General features: G+C 41.4%; 15 protein-coding genes. 1 reads left to right on the top strand and 14 read right to left on the bottom strand.

All coding sequences use genetic code 11. The features are described 5' to 3' along the window. Nucleotides 1-79 precede the first annotated feature (79 nt). Nucleotides 80-1366: a bestrophin family protein gene (locus QH73_RS26845; protein ID WP_132867278.1), complete on the top strand. Its 1287-nt coding sequence runs from the start codon at nt 80-82 to the stop codon at nt 1364-1366. Between the two features lie 73 nt (nt 1367-1439). On the opposite strand, the gene QH73_RS26840 is transcribed toward QH73_RS26845, so the two are convergent. From QH73_RS26840 to QH73_RS26775, 14 genes are all read right to left on the bottom strand, one after another. Next, nucleotides 1440-3707, bottom strand: a complete 2268-nt coding sequence (locus QH73_RS26840; RefSeq protein ID WP_236147191.1) for a GumC family protein — start codon at nt 3705-3707, stop codon at nt 1440-1442. A gap of 121 nt (nt 3708-3828) precedes the next feature. Then, nucleotides 3829-5196, bottom strand: a complete 1368-nt coding sequence (locus tag QH73_RS26835; RefSeq protein ID WP_039713681.1) for a glycosyltransferase family 4 protein — start codon at nt 5194-5196, stop codon at nt 3829-3831. Nucleotides 5197-5709: 513 nt separating this feature from the next. After that, the gene (locus QH73_RS26830; RefSeq protein ID WP_039713682.1) at nt 5710-6258 is read right to left on the bottom strand and encodes a WcaF family extracellular polysaccharide biosynthesis acetyltransferase; all 549 of its coding nucleotides are present in this window, start codon (nt 6256-6258) and stop codon (nt 5710-5712) included. A gap of 205 nt (nt 6259-6463) precedes the next feature. Next, on the bottom strand, nt 6464-7060 hold the full coding sequence (locus QH73_RS26825; protein WP_039713683.1) for a YdcF family protein: 597 nt from the start codon (nt 7058-7060) through the stop codon (nt 6464-6466). Nucleotides 7061-7090: 30 nt separating this feature from the next. After that, a complete protein-coding gene (locus QH73_RS26820) occupies nt 7091-8311 on the bottom strand; it encodes a glycosyltransferase (protein ID WP_039713684.1) in 1221 nt (406 codons plus the stop codon). Then, a complete protein-coding gene (locus tag QH73_RS26815; protein WP_039713685.1) occupies nt 8308-9465 on the bottom strand; it encodes a glycosyltransferase in 1158 nt (385 codons plus the stop codon). Before QH73_RS26815 ends, QH73_RS26820 begins: the two co-directional genes overlap by 4 nt. Then, complete coding sequence (locus tag QH73_RS26810) at nt 9453-10709, bottom strand: glycosyltransferase family 4 protein (protein ID WP_039713686.1); 1257 nt, start codon at nt 10707-10709, stop codon at nt 9453-9455. The genes QH73_RS26815 and QH73_RS26810 overlap by 13 nt, the downstream gene beginning before the upstream one ends. After that, entirely contained in the window at nt 10669-12072 is a 1404-nt protein-coding gene (locus QH73_RS26805) for an O-antigen ligase family protein (protein WP_201278375.1), read from the bottom strand. Before QH73_RS26805 ends, QH73_RS26810 begins: the two co-directional genes overlap by 41 nt. 70 nt (nt 12073-12142) lie before the next feature. Continuing rightward, nucleotides 12143-13243, bottom strand: coding sequence for a hypothetical protein (locus QH73_RS26800; protein WP_039713688.1), 1101 nt, complete (start codon nt 13241-13243; stop codon nt 12143-12145). A 26-nt stretch (nt 13244-13269) separates the two neighbouring features. Beyond that, entirely contained in the window at nt 13270-14073 is an 804-nt protein-coding gene (locus QH73_RS26795) for a class I SAM-dependent methyltransferase (protein ID WP_039713689.1), read from the bottom strand. 23 nt (nt 14074-14096) lie between these two features. Then, on the bottom strand, nt 14097-14969 hold the full coding sequence (locus QH73_RS26790; protein WP_039713690.1) for a glycosyltransferase family 2 protein: 873 nt from the start codon (nt 14967-14969) through the stop codon (nt 14097-14099). A gap of 19 nt (nt 14970-14988) precedes the next feature. Further along, nucleotides 14989-15789 (bottom strand): class I SAM-dependent methyltransferase, encoded by an 801-nt coding sequence (locus QH73_RS26785; RefSeq protein WP_201278360.1) that lies wholly within the window; start codon nt 15787-15789, stop codon nt 14989-14991. A 95-nt stretch (nt 15790-15884) separates the two neighbouring features. Beyond that, complete coding sequence (locus QH73_RS29270) at nt 15885-18281, bottom strand: glycosyltransferase (protein ID WP_132867276.1); 2397 nt, start codon at nt 18279-18281, stop codon at nt 15885-15887. 8 nt (nt 18282-18289) lie between these two features. Continuing rightward, complete coding sequence (locus tag QH73_RS26775; RefSeq protein ID WP_039713692.1) at nt 18290-19351, bottom strand: NAD-dependent epimerase/dehydratase family protein; 1062 nt, start codon at nt 19349-19351, stop codon at nt 18290-18292. Nucleotides 19352-20845: the final 1494 nt, after the last annotated feature.

Here is a 20845-nt window from a genome sequence, read left to right as displayed (position 1 = left end):
AGTGTAGCGTAGCGTTTACCGTTAACCACCCATTACTCATGACCAAAATTATCAACCCATCTACCCTACCGGAAAAGCTATGTCCACACCAGGTAAGCTAGAACTAACTGTCAAGATCGATCGCCTACCAGATAATGTGAGAACTATTGCTAATGGCTGGAAGCAGTTTGAAATCGATCTAGATGGTCAAATAGTTACCCTCACATTAAAGCCCCATGTCTATAAAAAGCTAGAACAAGCTCAGGAAAATTATCATCAGTGGGTGGCGAAAATTATCGGACAAATGGGTGCAAAAACCGAGAAAGGTTTTTTGCTGAAAGATTGTAATATAATAGTTTACTCTCAAACTCAAACTTTGCTATCCAAGTTTAAGCAAAAGCCGCCCGATCGCCGCGATAAACCTAAAAAAGCTAACAGCAAATTTGCGGAAAAGTATCGATTATATACTGGAGAAACCTTAAATCGGTTTCAAATTGTGTTTCGCTTAACTCAAGCCGTTTTTCCTGGTGTCTTGCCTTGGGTACTTGTTTTAGGTAGCTATGGCTTTTTGATATCTGTACTTTATAGTTTTGGGATTCCTGTATCAATACCAGAAGAGAGCGATGCAATTACGCGGGCAGTTTTAATTTTCAATATTGGCTTACCTTTACTATTAGTCTTTCGTACTAATACAGCCCATGAAAAGTTTTGGGAAGGGCGCAAGCTATGGGGAAGTTTAGTAAATACAGTGCGCAACTTAACTCGCGATCTGTGGATTGGAGTCAAAGAGAAGTCAACCCAAGACCGCGTACAGAAAGAGTACACTCTAAGATTAATTGTGGCTTTTGCCGTAGCAATGAAGTTACATTTGAGAGGCGAACACGTCACTGATGAGCTTGGCGTTTTAGTAGCAGAAACTCAGTTTTTTCGATTGAAATATACAAACCATCCGCCCCTACAAATTGCTTTCTGGATTGGAGATTATTTGCAAGAGCAACACGATTGCGAACGCTTGAATATTTATCAGTTAACATCATTGCAAAAATTATTAGACCAGCTAGTAGATATTTTAGGAGGTTGCGAACGTATCTTAAAAACACCCCTGCCTTTAATTTATCCATTGATTTTGAAAAACTTGGTTTTAGTTTATTGCCTTGTTATTCCTCTAGAAATTGTAAAAGAAGTAAATTGGTTTACCAGTAGCATTATTACTTTTGTTAGCTTCGTCTTATTAAGTATTGAACAAATCGGCTCCGAAATTGAAGAACCTTTCGGACACAATGCTTGCGATCTACCACTCGATATTATTTGCAACACTATCCTGCATAACGTGGAAGATCTAATTGCTCTAGCTCCTCATCATGGTAGTAATAGTGGAGTGCGGTAACATAGTCGAGCAAATTCAATTCTGTAGCACACTCCACAAGCCAAAATCTAAAAACGGTGCATCCAAAATGAAACTATTCTGCTACCCGAGTCCGAGGTTGATAGTAGTAGTGATAGTAAGAAGATGTGACTTTATAATCTTTCACCCCGTTACAAATTGCACCTAAAACTTGAGTGCGAGATAGTTTTAATTGGTCGAGGGTCTGCATGAGCATCGCACGGTCAGTTTTATCCATCCGCGTGACGATCGCAATTCCTGCGGTTAGAGGAGCCAGCAAACTCGCATCTGCTAAACCTAATAGTGGTGGAGTGTCGTAAATTACTAAGTCATACTGCTGCCGCAACTGCTCCATGATGTTGCGCATCTTGTGAGAGGATAACAGTTTGGTAGGATCGGGAGGAATTTGCCCTGCGGTTAAAACAAACAAGTTCTCCCAGGCAGGCGATCGCTGAATTAAATCGGCAACTGGTACGTTAGTTGTAATTGCATTACTCAATCCAGTGTCATTGGATAATTGTAGAATGTGATGAATCTGCGGTAGGCGTAGATCTGCATCGACTAGTAACACCCTACGTCCCATTGCTGCTGCTGCTTGGGCTAAGTGAGTTGAGATAGTAGATTTACCGTCAGCATGGACGGAAGAACTGATGACGAGAGAGTGGATCGGTGTATCGGAACCTAAAAAGCCGATGTTAGTATACAGCGATCGGAAAGATTCTATGAAAGGGAAATAGTGGTAGCCATAAGCATTTCTGTTGGAACGCGACCTACTGTTCTCCTGCCTCTGATTCGTTTCTTCACCTGCTAGATTCTTAGCTAGGTTTTTCTGGAAAGGAATTATGCCTAATATTGGTAGCTTTGTCGCTTCTTTCAACTCATCAGGTGAATGAACGACATTATCGAGCCTTTCTACGAGTAGCGCTGCTCCAATTCCAGCTAAGATACTAGCTACCGTACCTAAGATGAGGAATCGTGGAATGTTAGGAAAGATCGGGATAGAAGGTAGCTGAGGTGGTGAAATAAGTTGCCAAGGAGTCTCTTTTTGAGCATTTTCGATTTGTAGCGATTCTCGTCTTTCTAGAAAACGATTCAAACTTTCAGTAGCAATAACTAACTCTCGCTGTAAGTCAGTGTAACGACGTGCCAAATTTGGCATTCCGTCGATTTCTCGATTTAAGCGATCGAGTGCTTGGGTATTCTTCGCTGCTCTAACTTGGAGTATGGAAAGTTGGCTTAATGCTGACTCGCGTTGATTTTCTAGTGCCTGCAAGCCCTCTTTCTGTAATAGTGGCAGCAGACTTTCCCGTTTCTGTTTCAGTGACTGAATGTACGGGCTATCTACTCGATAAATAGTTGCATTTTTGGCAATTTCAGTATCTATATTCTGTAACTGAGCGAGTAAACTCTGGTATTGAGGAGCATCTTGCTGGGCTTGCGGTGATATTGCCCGATTGGGCGAAGAAGATTCGTCTCTAGCTGCGATCGCAAGCGAGTTTTGAGAGTGATCAACTGTCGATTGTGGCTGCGAAGTTCCCATCCCATGACGAGCTTTTGCTTCTAGTTCTAGCGCTAACTTAGTGCCAGATTGACTTTGCAAGGCATTGTAGAGTTTCTGAGCTTCCGCTAAGTCTTTTTGAATTTCTAATTTCTGAAATTCTAAAGTGCTGTATTTTTCAAATAGCTGTCCCGTTTTTTCTTCTGGAGAAAATAAGCTGTACTGTTCTCTAAATCTTTGTAATTGCAATTGTAAGCTGTTGACTCGTGCTTGCAATTGAGGTAACTGAGTATTAACAAACTGAATTCCCTGACGTAGATTTGTTTGTTGCTCCTGCAAACTATATTTTAAATATCCTTTGGCTAGCTGCTCTAAAACAAATTGAATTTTCTGTGGATCGGAATCTCGATAGCTAACTTCTAAAATTTTTGTTTCTTGATAGCGAGAAATCTTCAATTTCTCTAATAAAGAATCGTAATTAATATCTGGATACCGAACAGAAATGTTTTTAGCGATAGGAACCAGAATTTCAGGGCTACGTAAAACAATAATCTGTGTATTGTAATCCAAAGATTCTTGCCCTTTTGGGCTAGCATTCACAACTGGAACGTTTGATAATCCCGATAATTTATTTTCAGCCTTGACTGGCTCTACCAATACCGATAATTTTCCTTCATACTTGGCTGGTTGAGTTAATGTCCATACCCAGGTAGTAACGCAGCAAGCGATCGCTACACTAGCGATAATCGGCGCTCGACGACGTACAACTGCCAGGAGCTGAGACAAACTCCATTCTTCTGCTTGAGGTAACTCTGAGTAGTGTGCAACATAGGATGGCAATGACATCTGTGAGTACTTCCCATTTCTTTCTGTTGCTAAATGCTGAGTTCGATATTGCTCTTCCATATTCATGTCGTTATTAGGCAGTTGATGAAGGAAAAAACAGGAATAGCCCTGCTGGTGAGCTTTAGCTTTCTTCTGTCACGGCTTCCACGCTATTATTTCTAGAACGAACAATTCGTTTCTTTGCTGTTAGAACTGCTTGTTGTAATACATTTGAGTACTGCTTGGCAATAATTTCTGGCGTGAAATTGAATTGGAGATATTGCCGACCTGCCATTCCCATTTGGTTAACAAGTTCGCGATCGCTTTTTAGGCGGCGAATAAACTGAACTAAACCACTGGCATCACCTGAATTAAAAGCAGCACCGCAACCGCTTTCTCTTAAGAGATGTCGTAAATAGGAATGGGTTTCACAAATGGCAGCGACGGGACGACCAGCTGCTAGAATGCCATAGAGCTTGCTCGGGGCGACAATTCCTTCCATTTTGGGACTAATACTGACCAAAGATAAATCGCAAGCTGTTAGCGAATATGGTAAGTCTTGTTTATCTTGATAGGGTAAGAAGCGACAGTTATTTAAACCGAGTTTTTTGACACATTCAAGACTAGATTGGAATTTTGCTCCTCCGCCAATGAAAACAAACTGAATTGGTTCGTCTTGCAATTGTCTAGCTGCTTCTAGAATTGTATCTAGTTCGTGACAGCGACCCATGTTGCCAGAGTACTGCACGGTGAAAGTATTGACCAATTCGTACTTTTGCGCAAACCAATTATTTTCTTTTTCTATCGGTACAATCCAGTTGGGATTAGCCCAATTATGAATAACTGCGATTTTCTCACTCATTTCAGGAGAGTGAGATAAAATCTTCTCCCGCATGGTTGAGCTGAGAACAATAATTTTTTCCGAGTTTTGCCAAACTTTTTTATTGAGCAACCTCCACACTCTTACTAGCCAATTCTTTTTAGAAAGAACATCTAACTCAACTGCAACATCAGGATATAAATCGTACATTAAACAAACGTAAGGGATACCAAATAAGAGTTTGGCTATGTAGCCGACGATTGGTAAAAAGGCTGGGGCAGTGGTTAGAAGTAGGAGATCTCCACGGTTCTTTTTATTTAATAAGTGTAAGATAGCTCGGAAAAAGAACAAGCAACCATTAATGGCTTTGCCTCGAATCCGTGCGTTCCACATTCGAGAAGTCCGCGATCGCCGAATCAGGATTTTTTCAGAACGTTCTATAATAGGAGCTGCATGTTTTTTAAATGCATATCCTGGCTGTCCGGTAAAAACTCTTACTTGAATCCCTAATCGTCCTAAATTCACTGCTAGTTCTTCAATGAGTTGCCCTGTAGCAGCATAGTCTGGTGGATAAAATTGCGTAATAATATTTAAGTTGAAAGAAGGTGCGAGTTCTTTACTTTTGCTCTGAGCAGGCAAAAATATTTTGAGTTTTTCAATTTGCTCTTGCTGTACGTATTTATCTAGCATCTGAAGCTCTGCCTACCTCTGCCAATGCAATTATTTTGTTTAAACAGTGAGGAGTGCAAAGGAAAAGCACTCAATTTAAGTGAAAGGCAAAGCTACACAAAGAAATGTCTAATAACTTTAAAACTCTCTCTATTAGATTAAAAGGCGATTTCGTGAGATGATTTAAGGTAGCTTTACGCGATCAAACTTGAAAAAATCTAACTTTGACCAAGCTTCATGTCCAAGTGTGGTTTTACTGAGAATTCAATTGGAGTTTAATAATCTTCCTAGTTCTTTTCAGTGGAAATACTGAAATTCAAGTGTCTGCACTAATTCTAAATCTGCCGCAAATAACCCAAGATTTTCTAGTAACACACCACAGACTTAGAGTAGTGCATTACGCCACAAGCTAATGCACCCTACGTAGATTTCAAAACTTAAATATGAATTCTATAGTAATCTTGTAGGGGCGCACAGCTGTGCGCCCCTACACATGTTACGCACGCAGTCGAGAATTGCTATGAGCTGATAGATTTACCGATCGCCGATCGCTCGTTGTTTGATTGGTTGTGCGGGATTACCGACGTAGATTGTCATAGGCTGAAGCGATCGCCCCGCTACGCTTCCTAGACTCAACACCGCTCCTTTGCCGACAGTGACACCAGGACCAATTGTCGCCCGCGCCGCAATCCAGCTACTCTGCTCGATGTGAATCGGCGCTGGAATCAGCTTGAAATCAGGAGCGCTCCAGTCGTGATTGCCAGTACAGAGATAAACACCTTGAGAAATACAGACATGGCTTTCAATTGCGATCGGCGCAACGTTGTCGAGCCAAGTATTTTCCCCAATCCACACGCAGTCACCTATAGATAGCCGCCAAGGAAACTTTACCCGTACTCCAGGTTTAATACACACAGAGCGACCAACTGTAGCACCAAAACTACGTAGTATCGAGACTTTTAACTTAGAGATAGGTAGCCAATGAGTACGAAATAAAGGCTCTCCAAGAAAATACCACAGGAGTTGTTTCCACAAAGGAGCGCCAGGAGTATAAGTTCCGAGAGTATAACGATCTAGATACATGTCATTCAATTGTTAATTTGAAGTTTCAAATATGCATGATGCCTAGAGCTTGGCGATCCCCCAACCCCCTTCACAAGGGGGCTTTGTTTTCATACATTTCAAATTTGCGGATGCTAAGATCTCGATCCCCCAACCCCCTTAAAAAGGGGGCAAGAGTTCCTTCCTTGTTCCCCCCTTAAAAAGGGGGGCTAGGGGGGATCTCGTCTTAACCGAAAAGTATTGTCAAACTAGCTCCAGTACGACCTGTAATCATCCACAGCCAAGTGCGACAAACATCACGACAAATATGAAACCAGGATTCAGCTTGTTGGTTTGATGGTACTGATATAGGAGTGACAGCAATCCCTTGGCTACCAAAGACAAAAAAGGCGATCGCCTTTGCTCTTGCCATGTGGAAATCAGATGTAATTAAGTAAACATGTTGAAAATTCCGTTGTTTGAAATCAGCAACTAGAGAGGTAAAGTTAGTTACGGTATCGACAGCACGACGGTCAACATGTATTCGCGCTCCAGAACTACCCGAATCTGAAAAATCGAAGGTTTTGAGATAAGGAGAAGAAATCCATATTTCTAAAGGTGGATGCCGTAAAGCAAAGTCAACAGCGAAAGTTTCGCGCATTGGATCGCCACCTAAAGCAATAACTGCTTGGGGCAGTGGTGTTTGAGATAGAGCGATCGCAAGTCGCAGAGGAATAATACCGAACAGTACGAATAACACAGCAGAAGTTACCAAACAGACAAAACGGTATCTCTTGTACTGAAAGCGCTGGTTTTTGCTCGCACTGGCGTTTTTTGTTGACATTGTTGGCGTTCTATCTGCGCGTGTTGCCGCTTATGGCAGCATGACAAAGTTCCCTGAATCTGAGAAGGTTGTGGGAATTGGTTGTCGCTCGATCGCTGCCGTGTAAATCGAGATCAGGTTTTGGGCGATCGCCTGCCAAGAATATCGTTGACTTGCCAACAACCGACCATTCTCTCCTAATTGCTGCCGCAGTTCTGGAGATGAGAGGAGTTGCGCGATCGCATTTGTTAAGGGTTCGATTTCACCTTCAACCACTAGCCCTGCCGATGCTGCGGCAATTTCTGGTGAAATTTGGATGTCAGGAGTCACGACGACTGGTAGCCCTACTGACATTGCTTCTGCTACAGCAATCCCAAAATTTTCGGAAAAGGACGGCAAGACAAAAAGATCCGAGGCTTGTAGGAGGAGATCTTTATCTCTACCCATAACGAAACCAGCGATGGATGTACGCGAGGAAAGCCCGAGGGATGATACTAAATCGGTCAAGTAGTTGAGGTACTGCGGCTCTCCCGAACCTGCCAAAATCAGATGAAAGTTGTCATTCTGAGCTACTAGCTGGCTGAGGGCATGAATTAACAAATCTGGACGTTTTTTAGGGTGAAGCCGCGATAGGAACAGGACAACTGGTGTGGAGGTAGGTATGCCGTAAGTTTCGTATAGCTTTTGCTTAGCATCGGGCAGTTCTATCGGTCGATTGACTCCTAAAGGTAAAGTAAAACTAGGTGTTTGAATGCCAAAATTTCGGACATCCTCAGCTTCGCCTGGAGCAGTGCAATGAATAATCTCGGCACAATTGAGATTGTGACGCTCAATCAGAAATGAATATATCCGTTTTTTTAGCCAACTTTGAGACAAAGCCCAAGGCGTTAACTGTCCCATCGTCCGAACTGCATAAGGAATTCCTTGCAACCTGGCAATTAGGGCAGCGCAAGCGGGAGCATAAGAAAAAAGATAGTGAGTTTCGATTAGATCGTAATCTCGTGCGTGTTGCCAAAGCCAACGAGTCAGAGCTGCGGAAAAAATAAATTCTTTAATTGGTGGTGAAAAACGCGGAAAAAACCAAATCGGGACTTGCTCGTACTCAACCCGTTGATTCAGCGGTACGTCTAATAGTTCTGAGCCTCGATCGTTCGTGGTGGCGATTTCGGCATCGATTCCATGTTCGCGCAAAGCTCGAACTAGATTGAGAACAACTTGAGTCGGTCCCCCTAGAGCCGGGTCGATCGAAGGAATAACATGTAAAATTTTCATTGACTGCCCAAATTGAATTTAATTAAGTTATCCATCGTTTGTTTAAATTGCTCGAATCCGAAAGTATCGATAACTTTCTGTCTTAAAACTTCAGGTCGATAAATAATTGGATGCGAATAAGTGCCTTGCAAAATCTGAATCAAAGTTCGGGCGATCGCGCTGGTATCGTCTGGATCGACTAATGCGCCTAGTTCGCCGTGACACAGCGCATCAATTGCGCCATCTCGATTTCCTCCTAGAGTCGGTTTACCACAGGCTAAAGCTTCTAGATAGACAATGCCAAACCCCTCACCTTTACTTGGCATGGCAAAGACATCACACAAGTTATAGTGATCGCTAAGTTCGGCATCGGCAATAAATCCAGTTAAAGTCACGCAATCTTTGAGATCGAGTTTCGCGATTAACTGTTCGATCCGAGGGCGATCGCTACCCTTGCCAGCAATCAGATAACGAACGTTGGGAATCTGACGGCAAATCTCAGGCAATGCTTGCAGAATTTGGTCGTATCCTTTGTAACGTTCGCGGCAATCTAACCTAGCAACGGTCAGAATCACTGGTTGTTCTGGTGTCAGTCCGTAACGCTCTAATAAGTATTGGGGCTTTGGCTGAATTTTAAAGCGCTCGACATCAAAAGTGTTGGGTAAAAGCGAGACTTTTGCCGGATCGAGATTTTGCTCTTGGAGCAAGCGATCGCGTGTATAGCTACTGACGGCAAGAATGCGATCGGCATGGTGCAGGGCTTTTTGTAAAGCAGGTCTATTAATATCCCAAGCTTCCACACCGTGGGCGATCGCCCAGTAACGCATCCCAGTTAGTTGTTTTAGCCAATAGGCAGCAACCGTAAAATTCAGGTGAGTCGCGATCGCTAAACTCGGTCGCTGCCACAGTCCTGCTCCACAAATCTGAGCGGCAAAGCCAACTGTTCGCAATGGTAAAGGTAAAGCACCACTACAGTAAAACTGAGTATTGGGCGATCGCGCCAGACTGGATGGCGATCGAATGTCGTGCTTGAGATAAACCTGATAGTGCCAATTCGGATATAAGCTTTCTAAGGCATTGAGCAAGAAAGCCGAATAGACTTGAATTCCGCCTTTAAATTCAAAAATATTCGGAAACCACAAGTGACAGTGAGTTTGACCTGCTAATTCTGGCATAAAAGCTCCTGGACGCGACTGGCTAATTGCTGTCGATACAATCCCCAAGTTAATTGCTCGGCTTTGCGGCGAGCCGCTCTTCCCATTTGAGCTAATTCTTCGGGGTGGGAATAACACCATTCCAGTTTTTCCTTCAGAGCTTCGACATCGCGAGTGGGGATAATGAAACCTTCTACCCCGTCTGTCAGAATATCTGGACCAGCAGTGTTGGGTGTCGTAATCACGGGAATCCCGCAAGCCATCGCCTCTAGCAGTACGAGTCCAAATCCTTCTACAAGGGAGGGAAACACAAAAACGCTGGCGGCACTATAATACTCATTCAACGCCGCGTGAGGCAGAGATGGAATATAGCGAAAAGTATCTCTATATTGAGTTAGCCAGTTGTCGGGAAACTCGTTAATCCCGATCGCTAATAGTTCGGCATTGGGTAAGTGTAGTTCTTGCCAAGCTTGTAATAAGTAGTGGAAGCCCTTGCGAGGTCCGACGCGACCGACAAACAAAGCGCGAAACAGATTATCGGGTTTAGTTTGCGGGTGAAAGTAATCAATTGGTGCGCCGTAGGGGATAACGCTAATTTTTTCTGGTTCGACACCTACATCTAATAGCGATCGCTGAGTAATAGAAGATGCGACAAATATATGGTCTGCCAGTTGAACTTCTCTTTCCTTGCGCTCGATCTTCCATGCAGGCTCTTTAACTGCCTGTAATGCTGGCGCTAGTTCTGGAAAACGTTCTGCTTCCTGGGCTTGGATATCCCGACTCATGCGATAGAAAGGAATTGGGAGATCGTACAAACAGAGAATTCCGCGTTGTTTGGCAGTTTCAAATGCGATCGCTGCACCATCTTCGTAGGCATAGACTGCATCTAAGTTGTGCAAATGATGCTTGGCAACGTGACGGTCTAGAGAGACATACACCCAATCGATCGGTCCTTGATGACCTAAGTTTAGCCAACGATTCAACTTAGTTTTGACTAATGCTAGACGTATGACTTCTTGCCAAGGGTGCGATCGCATGGATGCATTAGCGGGTGCAGTCCACGCCCTCCTACCTAATTCCAGCGCCAAGCGACTGCTAATTTTCTGCGGTAGGAAGTTTAAGTAGCGCGATAATACTCCCTTGGGATTGTAGGCAATTGTCGAGATCGCTTCTTGGAGTAAGTTAGCTTCCCCCAAAGCCAGTGCAGCATTGCGGGCAAAGGGATTACTGGTAGGGTGAATCAGGGAGATACGCGGATGAGACATTGTGTTGTTGCAATAGTTGTTGTTCTCGATACCAATCTGTCCACTCTAATTGAGGTAAGAGAAAGATAAAGCCACTAAAAAACCAGTAGTAAGGCAAGAAGGTAGGTTGAGTCACTAATTGGTCGTAAATTCCAATTGTCTGTATCAGTAATGCTGTCAGTGCTAATTGACGTAAAAATGGTTTTTTCAATTTACAGAAAACTAGCCAAATCGCGATGAGAAGACTAAATCTCAGCCCGTACCATAGAAAAAAACCAATCGGACCTAACTCCAAAACTATTCTGCCCGGTTCTTCTTCATAGTAGGTTGGAATAACTGCACCATCAGGAAGATTTAGCAATCGGCGCAGTGTTTGACCCCCTGGTTGTGTTGCTCCAGTACCATAACCATCGAGACCTTTATATTGGATAAACTCGAAAGGCTGGGTAAAGGTTGCCGTAATACGTGCAGTCACATCTTGATTAGAATTTGACCGCAACAAGAAGGCGTTAATTGCTGGTTTAAACCAGATCGAAGTAACCAGAGAAATACATATAGCTGGTAATAAAAAATTGCTTAACAAAGATATTTTTTTTTCAGTTTGAGTCAATCCTTTTAAAACTATAAAGCTTAGAAAAAATAAAACTAAGGCAAAAACAACACTGCGAGAGCCAGTCATGCAAGAGTTAACAACTATCAAAAGCAGTTCAAAACTAGAAATTAATTTCCAAAAACGTGGTTGTTGGAGTGAGAGGAACGCAATTAGTAAGCCAAAGCAGATTAATAGATATACTGCATAACCATCTATGTATGAAAATGTGCCTGTGACGCGGGTAAACTGAGTTGCTCCGGCAACCCCAAATGTAGCTACTTCCTTTAATTCACTAGGAGCATACACGTTGATTGGACTGTTAGTAGGACTAAAGAACTGAGCAATGCCTAAAAGACCAACAGGAATGACTAATAAAAGATGGAAACGTAAAAATTTAGATAAATCTTGCTCCGACTGAAATAGAGTTGGCAGCATCCACATTAAGGGAATATAAAAGATATAACCTCTGAGTCCAAAAAGTCCTACCAGAGGTGAACCTAAACTAGGGTTAAAGACTTGTAATACACACCATATAGTTACAAAAATAATTAAGATAGAAATAGTACGGTTTTGAATTGCAAATCTTCTGTTTGAGAAGATAAAGTATTGCAGATAAGCACCTAAAAGAACCAAGTCTTTTAAAAAATAAATTGCGTCGCTAGCTTGAGGTAAAACCCATTTGCGTAGTGCGCCCTCAATTACGAGAATGAGAAACACAGCTTTAACAGAGCCGCGCCAATTTAGTGCTGAGACCCCAATAATACATAAAACCGCGATCGCAGCAATTAACATTTCCACTCGATAGTCCTCTCAAAAATATGTAGATACACCTTGACGATTTACTTTAAAGTTTGAAACAAAGTCATCCTATTTTTGTGCAGACATTGCCCAATCCGTGTGTGAAAAAGTTCTGAGCCTGGACTGATAAATTATGAGATTGATACCAGGTATAAGCATGACTAGCGATTGCCTGCGCCTCGACGAAATCTGTTATCTCTGTGATGCGATCGCTGAGAAACCAATAATGTTTTCCTGGTTCTATGCCATCTTGTAATGATGCATAAACTCTAGGACTCACAGTTAACATGCCATGAGCGCAGTAAGCAGCAAATATGCCAGATTTTGCCAAATATTCCAGATAGTAGTCAAAGAAACCTGCGAAGGAATTGAGCAGGATTTCACTAATTTCTGGAGCAGACAATTTACCTGTTTCTATTATTGGTATGCCTTGAATTGAAGATAAAACTAAACCTGTTGGCGCTCCGATATCAAATATCTCTTGAATATCGAATAACCGACAGACTTGGCTAAGTTCTTTCAAGGATTGGCGATAAGCTCTTTTGCGAATGCTAGGACTGCCAAACACCACTAAGCGCCGAGAACGCTCTGTCAAGCGTGGTACTTGCTTTGGTTCTCCCACATTAGAAAAGACGGGTAGTATAGGAATTCGAGTATGTTTTCCCTGATTTAACTGATACAGAACTTCTGCATAATTTTGATTACTTGTCAAGCAGCGATCGCTAATTTGAGACAAACGAGCCGCTAGTTTTTTTTGCCAATCGGACAACCAAAAAGAACTCGTCCAAGGTAGCTTTCCAGAAGCATAAACTTCATGGAACATCGTGATTAAATGTGAGTTAGGAGTATTTCTTTTCCAACGTTCTAAGCCTTCAATTAACCAAGTCGGACAGCCTCGCTTAGCATAACCATAACCGACATAATGCAATAAGATTGTAGCTGATTCGCTCGGTAGTAAGGATAATAAAGCTGTGGCGGAACGTTCGGTGACTGAGTTAATTAAAAAATCTTCAATTTGGGTATTTCCAGTCCAAGCTGCATCACCAATCGCAAAATGAGTTTTGAGATTGAAATCATTGTGAAGCTGCCGTGCCAGATTTAAGGCGTAATCTCCCAAGCCATCTATTGCTGGAGGAAGCCGTGGGACAATCTGAATGATATCCATTAAAGTCACTGCACTAATTTTTGAAACTAGGCTAAACGAGTCAGTAAAACAGCAACTCCAGTGTGAATTTTTTTTCGCAAAACTAATGGCAAAGCTTGCGTAAAACTTTCACAAGCATCAACCCAGCTAGGAGCGAGAAAATTCAATAATTTTCCTAATTTTAAATGACCGTTAGTTAGTGGATTTGTAAAAATTCTTGTCTCTTGAATCGATAATCCAGCTTCATGAACTATGTTTTCTATTTCATCTAAATGTAATAAAAAGATATGACCGTCTGAATTGGGCTGAAATTGTATTGCTTCAAACTGGCTGGGGTCGGGACAATCCGAAAATTTAGGCAGACGATTTTGAAAATATTCGCCATTTGGCGTACTCATGACTATGTGACCTCCAGGCTTCACCATCTGAGCTATTTTCTTCAAAAATAGATCGGGATGAGCAACGTGTTCGATCACTTCAGTAATTAAAATAACATCAAATTCAGCATTAAATCCTAGTGTGAAAACATTTCCTGGTTTGTAATGAATAGTTCCATATTCCCACTTCAATCTGACATAATCAACCAATTCTTCACGCAAATCGTTCCAGGTGACTTCATAGCCTAGCTCTGCCAAAGCCAAACTAAAGTTTCCCTGGGCAGCGGCTACATCTAAAATCTTTGCCCCTGGTCGTGTAACTTTTTGAATCAACTCTAAAGTATGCTTATATCGATGGGCATACGCATAGCTATATCCACGATAACTAGTTTCTCCATACATTTCTATTAAATCGTATGAATAACTTTGTTTCCAACTCTCTGACCAATGATGTTGAAGGGTAATTGTTTTCATTTTTAGGATAGAATTTTGGTTTTTTATTGATTCTTAAGTGATTTCATGCTTGTCAAGCTATAGCGCCATAGTAGTACGCTCATGTATAAATATGCAAAATGCTCCAAAAAAGCTTCGTTAATTCCAGTGAAGTTAAATTGCAAAATTGCAGGAACTGTTTGATTGACAAAACTCCGTAAAGCAAACAATAAATAATATACAGAGTTAATATTTACCAATTCTTCGGCATGAATAGATAAGTAAATAAATGTTGCTTCTCGATGTTGTTTGATTTTGTTCCACCCTCCCTTGGCTCTCCAGGGATGGCACACGGACGCAGTTTTCACAAAAGAAAACTTGTATCCGCTCTTTACAAGTCTTAATCTGAAATCTACATCTTCCATCGCAGCATAGGGAAATCGTTCGTCAAAACCAGTGAGAGACTCGAAGAGTTGCTTTTTTACGGCAAAATTACATGACCATAAATAACCACCTGACTCATTCACAGGTGAAGTTTCTGCAAGGCTGCGCCTTGGGCGATCAACATAAGTTCGCCCCTCAAAGACTAAACAAGCAGGTTCGGCAACTATAGCTTCAGCGTAAGCTTCTAACCATTGAGGATCGGGTAGGCAGTCGTCATCTGTAAAAACTAGCCACTCACCTCTTGCATACTTAGCACCATTGTTTCGGTTAGCGGCTGGACCTTTGCGGGAACCAGCCACCCACTTTACCCAAGGATAAAACTCGCGAATCATCTCCTGTGCAGTTATCTGAAAACCATCATCGGTAACGATGACTTCATATTGCTCTGCTGGCAATGTTTGAATTTCAGGTATTAAACAATCCAAGCATTTCGCCAGTAAGTCATTGCGTTGATAAGTAGGAACTATGACGGAAAAAAATGAAAATTGAGTCATAGTAAGGACAGTGAGAAGTTTATAATGACTTTTCTAAAATCAGACCGAAATGAGTGTAGCAATCGGGATCGAGTTCGGTAATATTGGTAAAGTGAATTACACGCACTGTGCGTCCTGCTGCTTTTGATGGCTCAACGATCCGTTGCAGTAATGTCTCAGGACTATAAAAACGTCCATGTCGTTCGCCCCATCTTGGTAAAAAGTGGATGATAGTATCTGGACTGACACATAAGTTGAATGCCCAGGCTGGATCGCACAGCACAAAAGCATACTCTCCTAAATAAAGAGGCACGATACAGACTCTTCCTCCAGGGCGTAATACCCGCCCTGCCTCGCGCACAAAACCAGTATCGGCATCACCCTCAAAATGTTCAAAGGCGCAGTGTAGAGTCATGGCATCAACTGATGCATCCGGTAGGGGCAGTTCAGCAGCCGAGCCGCCAATTTGGCGATCGTGGATTCCTGGAGGAAAGATTAAATCCTGCGTGTAAATATTAGTAGTTTTGGCTAGGAGATTGACAATTTGTTGGTAGGGACTGTTAGTAGTAGAGGCAACGTCAATATAGACCGATTGAGGATTTTCTAAAATTGCTTGAATAGACTTCCACGTAAAATAATACTGGGGGATTTTCTGCCAAAATGATTCAGAATTTACTAATCCATCCAGATGCTTACTTTTAGGACATAGACTATGCCAAAAGCTCCAACAATCTTCAACATCAAAACTTAACTGCTCGACAGAAATACCTAAATCTAGAAGTGGCTGTGCTTCAGTCAGTCTTGGTCCATGCCCAAGTTTACCCCGGTTAATACCACTCATAACTTGTGAGAGGGCTGGAGAGACTTGGTAATTAAATCTGTAGGTGATACTACGTTTCACTTTATCTAAAAGCATAATTTTTGTCTCTGTTTGAACTAATTTTTCAAGGACAAGCTAGCATTGACGATCGCTCGTGCTGTGTCAGCACTTTCAACACAATGTCGAATCATTTCAACATAATTTGGGCGTAATTTCTCCCAGCTAAAGCGCTCGTATGCGGAACGATGAATCAGCTGGCGATTGGATTCATTTTGCTCTTTTGTGAATACTTTTGAAATTAAACTGGCTAAACTTCCAGCTAGTTCAAAATTAGCTAAATATCCTTCTTGACCTAGTACATAGCGAGTAATTTCGTAATCATGAGCTAGGCATGGCAATCCGTAAGAACATGCCTCTAGAAGCACTCGTGGTAATCCTTCACCCAGCGATGCTAAAACGAAAGCATCGGCTATTTTGTAGTAATCTGCGATCTCATGATGAGCAACAGTAAGAATCTGAAAGTTATTACAGCCTAATAATTCTTGACCTAGCTGAATAATTGCTGGTGATTCAGAATCTTGTTGCCCTAGCAGTAACAGGTAAGGACGGGGTTCAGGTAGACTAGCGACTTCTCGAATCACATAGTCCATGCGTTTATGGGTTTTATTAATTGCTCCTACAGAAAGAAGTAAGGGGCAATTATCAGGTAATCCAAGCTTATACCGCAGAGAATTCCGTTCTGAAAATGTCAGTGTTTGTAACTCCGAATTCATTTGAATTCCATATGGAACCAGGCTTTGTTTTTCAGCCGGAGTATCGGCATTCAAGGCTACTTGCAGGTGAATGGGAGCTACTTGCTGCACGCGATCCCAACGAGAAAATGGTGGAGTAATAGGACCTCCGTTAGAGAATAGAAGCTTATATTTCTGCTTTGTCAAACGCCGCCAATGCCATAGCAAATTTCCTAGGTTAGCATCGCTAAAATAAATGACATCTGGTTGCTGCCTAATTAAATAAGGTATGAGGCTTAAAAAAAATGAGCTTTGTTCGATATGATAGCTATCTCGACTAATTAGTTTTCCGATTTGACGACTCGCCCAGGTATTTCGTGGTAAATTCCATAGACTAATTTCTTTTGCTTGAGAAGTCCCACTTCCTTTGAACAGAGTAACGTCTAACTCTGGATCTTTTGATAGAATTGCAAAACACTCTTGAGTAAAAGATTCAAACCCACGCTTCACACGTCCAAGACCAGAGCAAATAATAAAAACTTTTAAACTATTATCCTCAGTAGTTCGAGCGGCAATGTTCCTTATAAACGTTTTTAAACCCTTGTTGACAACTTCTATCTCGAAATTATTCTTTAAAACTTCAAAAGCTGGAATTGCTATTTTTTGTTGTAGATCTTGTCGATCGAGAACGGCGAGTAAGAAATTTTTGATTTCATCGCTCTGAGTTGTCTCGCAAACAAGTCCACACTTCCATTTTTTCAAGAATTGATTACAAGCAGAATAAGCTGGACCACAAGCTAAAATTGGTATACCAGCAGCCATATAGTCAGTCAATTTAGTTTGCACTGATGAGCGCGTCATGTGTGCGTATTCAGGTAAAAACGATGAAGCGACAAGTAGTAGATCGGCACGCTGGAGATAGCAATTGAGTTCGTGATAGGGAATTATATCGCCAAACGTGACTTGCCACTGTTGCCATTTTTCTCTGTATGGATTCCAGAAACATCGATCTGTATGCAGTATTAATTCAATATTTTTTCCATCGCATCTGAGTTGATAAATTGCTTCTGCGATCGCGGCTAATGCATCATAGTGCATCGACCAAATTGAACCCGCATAGACAATTTTAAACGTACCTTCATGGGTAGTAGATATCGTATCAGGTGGTTGCTTGTCTGATAAGTCAACCGGATTATGAACGATCAGCGAACTTTGAGGTTTTATCTGATAGCGTTTTGACAATTCATTTTGTAATTGCTCGCTAATCATCAACCAGCCATTTGCCTGTTTTAAAAGTTGAGTAGCCGTTTTTTGAACGCTGCTAGATAACCATCGCGAGTTATCGATCGCGATCCAATCATCCATGAAGTAAATTAAGGATGGACGTTGAAAGTATTGAGTTAATTTATAACCCATGAGTAAACATAAAGATGTAACCGGACAAATTAAAATAATTTCTGGGTCAAAATCTTCTAGTTTTTTTAGATTTGAAATAGGAAGCCAATCGAGTAATTGTAGATTTATCCGAGCGATCGAAGGATTCAGAAATTTTCCTAAGCGATTATGTAATATGGGTAAACGATGCCCAGAAAAAGAAAACACTTGGCGATCGAATGGCGAACTTGTCGGGTTAGACTGTAACTCGTGTTCGGGACAAAACAACATTAGTGATTCAGCAGGGTAGTTATCAAATAAATTGACGAGAGTTCGATTAACCCCCTTGCCTTCTTGACTTAAGGTTGCTTCAGTAACTAATAAGATGCGAGGTAGAACTTCAGACATAATACGATCTATGCAGCCTCTTGAAGTCTTTTTACCCAAGTCGTTACAATTTCTGAAAATATCAATTTCAAAGGTTTTGTAATAGACCAATCAGAGTAGTGGCTTTGCATTTTACGAAGATCGCTGTAATAGCAAATATGATCTCCTTCACGATTTTTATCTACATACTCGTACTGCATCTTTTTATGAGTCAGCGCAGCTACAAGCTCGAAAGCTTCCAAAATAGAACAAGTATTATCCTTACCACCACCTAAGTTGTACACTTCACCACAACGGGGTGCTTGGATAAACTCTTCAATGAAACGAGCGACATCATAGGAATGAATATTATCTCTGACTTGTTTTCCCTTATATCCAAAAACTTTGTACGTGCGATTTTCTAAATTACATTTCACTAAGTAACTGAGAAATCCATGCAGTTCTACACCAGTATGATTCGGTCCAGTCAAACATCCACCGCGCAGGCAGCAAGTTTTTAACCCAAAATATCGACCGTACTCTTGAACCATGACATCAGCGGCAACTTTAGAAGCACCAAAAAGAGAATGCTTTGATTGGTCGATGCGGAATGATTCAGGAATACCATACTCATAAGTTGGCTCGGCATATTCCCATCGAGTTTCTAACTCCATCATGGCAATCTCATTCGGTGCATCTCCGTACACTTTATTAGTAGATAAATGTACGAAAGGAGCTTCCGGTACAAATTGACGTGTTGCCTCCAAAAAGTTCAGCGTTCCTACAGCGTTGGTGTCAAAGTCATCGAAGGGAATTGCTGCTGCTCGGTCGTGACTGGGTTGTGCTGCTGTATGTACGATCGCCTCTGGTCTGAGGCTTTCAATCAGATCCAGAACTCGTTGGCGATCGCGAATATCTATTTCATGATGCACGAAACCTTTAATCAAAGATTCTAAGCGCTTTTGATTCCAACGAGTATCTCCTTGGGGTCCAAAGAAAACAGCTCTTTGATTGTTATCAACACCATGAATTGCCCAACCTTGGCTAGCAAAATGCAGGCAAACTTCAGATCCAATAAGTCCCGACGATCCAGTTACCAGTAATTTTTTCATTCAAAATTATGCCCTCTTACTTTTCACGAAACTTTGTATTTCTAGTACAGCAAAGTCTCGGATTTATCTTGGTTCAAGGAGAATAACGTAAGATTTTTTAGTAGTATCAAACTCTCTCTGCCAGCGTTACCTACATTGAAGTATGAGAGATTTTAAATCTCACAGATTTCTAGACTTCAAATGTAGATGAATTACGAAGTAAACAAACTTTTTATTTAATCCTTACTCAGTCAATTTACGAATAAACTGTAATGCTTTCTTTTCCGCGTATCCAACCGCAATTTTACTGATAATTATATCTAGCTCGATCGCAACCGTAAATTTACTTAAGTAAATGTACGGCACTTAAATTGTATGTATCTCCATAAAATCCTAGCTGTAGCGATTCTATTTGAGTCATGAACCGATCGTTGTGGTGGTTGACGGTTAACAGTTGACAGTTAACCGTTAACCGTCAACCGTCAACAAGCAATATTCCAGATTCACAAATCATTTAGGCTCGCTATGATAGAAATGCTGCCCTAGAAATACTGCGCGATCGCTGCACCGAACTGCAAGTAAGTAACACTTGTGGCTAGTGCATTCAACATATATATATTAATGACCCCCATAGATAGGTTTATACAGTTAGCAACAGTGACGATCCAGGTCTTGAACTTAAGCCCGCGTCTCATGCGCTGACCAAACACGCTTGACTGATAGCAATTTTCGATTGTGTGCGTGGCACGGATAGGGGCGCACAGCCGTGCGTTCCTACGGACGTGTATTTTACCCAATTGACAACCGCTATGAGGTTAGCCTACCTATCCGTAAAATCTATGGGTTTTACTACGCTTCCATAATTTACGTCCCTATTCCCCTCAAGACCTTTGTACAACCAAACTTAACCAGCCTGCCAAGCCGCTTTCTTTACAGTTTATTTAACATTTAGCTGCGCTTCTTCACCATTTTTTGCTTTGCAAGCTAGTTTTTTAGTATTTAATGTAACTATCACTAGCAGTAAAAACACGGAAGGCAAAAATGATAATTTTCTATTTTAGATAAAAAATATCTCTCTATAATTTCAAGCTATTGACTTCAGTTAGGAAGTACTAGAGTGCCTGCGGATACAACTGCTATCTTGACAAGAAACATGATGCATTTATTGATAAAAATAATGTGGTATCCTCATCAACTTCTTTAAACAAATCATTTTGCAGTTGATATTGAAAAAATTATATAGGAATCCAGTTTGTTTATTGAAAGAAATCTCAGTTTAACGCACCAAAAACTAAGCGTGATGCGTTAAGCCAATGGCTAACGCATCCTACGGGGATTTCAAAAACCAAATATGAGTCCTATATTTCCTAAATTATTTTTACTCTAAATTCTATAAATAAGCCAGTATTAAATGCCTGTGAATTGGGCAAATTTTGCCGTGTGAACTAATAAAAAAACCGAACAGAAAGTTCTGTTTAACCTATTTATTTCTATTCATATTTGTAATTTGGTAAG

The organism is Scytonema millei VB511283 (assembly GCF_000817735.3).
GTDB lineage: Bacteria > Cyanobacteriota > Cyanobacteriia > Cyanobacteriales > Chroococcidiopsidaceae > Chroococcidiopsis > Chroococcidiopsis millei_B.
The sequence above is the reverse complement of the archived record's forward strand: the minus strand, read 5'-3'. Positions and strand labels throughout refer to the sequence as shown.

Bases quoted from the DNA above. Each gene is read 5' to 3' on its own strand.
- QH73_RS26845 (WP_132867278.1), top strand. From the start codon at position 80: ATGTCCACACCAGGTAAGCTAGAACTAACTGTCAAGATCGATCGCCTA.
- QH73_RS26840 (WP_236147191.1), bottom strand. From the start codon at position 3,707: ATGTCATTGCCATCCTATGTTGCACACTACTCAGAGTTACCTCAAGCA.
- QH73_RS26835 (WP_039713681.1), bottom strand. From the start codon at position 5,196: ATGCTAGATAAATACGTACAGCAAGAGCAAATTGAAAAACTCAAAATA.
- QH73_RS26830 (WP_039713682.1), bottom strand. From the start codon at position 6,258: ATGTATCTAGATCGTTATACTCTCGGAACTTATACTCCTGGCGCTCCT.
- QH73_RS26825 (WP_039713683.1), bottom strand. From the start codon at position 7,060: ATGTCAACAAAAAACGCCAGTGCGAGCAAAAACCAGCGCTTTCAGTAC.
- QH73_RS26820 (WP_039713684.1), bottom strand. From the start codon at position 8,311: ATGAAAATTTTACATGTTATTCCTTCGATCGACCCGGCTCTAGGGGGA.
- QH73_RS26815 (WP_039713685.1), bottom strand. From the start codon at position 9,465: ATGCCAGAATTAGCAGGTCAAACTCACTGTCACTTGTGGTTTCCGAAT.
- QH73_RS26810 (WP_039713686.1), bottom strand. From the start codon at position 10,709: ATGTCTCATCCGCGTATCTCCCTGATTCACCCTACCAGTAATCCCTTT.
- QH73_RS26805 (WP_201278375.1), bottom strand. From the start codon at position 12,072: ATGTTAATTGCTGCGATCGCGGTTTTATGTATTATTGGGGTCTCAGCA.
- QH73_RS26800 (WP_039713688.1), bottom strand. From the start codon at position 13,243: ATGGATATCATTCAGATTGTCCCACGGCTTCCTCCAGCAATAGATGGC.
- QH73_RS26795 (WP_039713689.1), bottom strand. From the start codon at position 14,073: ATGAAAACAATTACCCTTCAACATCATTGGTCAGAGAGTTGGAAACAA.
- QH73_RS26790 (WP_039713690.1), bottom strand. From the start codon at position 14,969: ATGACTCAATTTTCATTTTTTTCCGTCATAGTTCCTACTTATCAACGC.
- QH73_RS26785 (WP_201278360.1), bottom strand. From the start codon at position 15,789: ATGAGTGGTATTAACCGGGGTAAACTTGGGCATGGACCAAGACTGACT.
- QH73_RS29270 (WP_132867276.1), bottom strand. From the start codon at position 18,281: ATGTCTGAAGTTCTACCTCGCATCTTATTAGTTACTGAAGCAACCTTA.
- QH73_RS26775 (WP_039713692.1), bottom strand. From the start codon at position 19,351: ATGAAAAAATTACTGGTAACTGGATCGTCGGGACTTATTGGATCTGAA.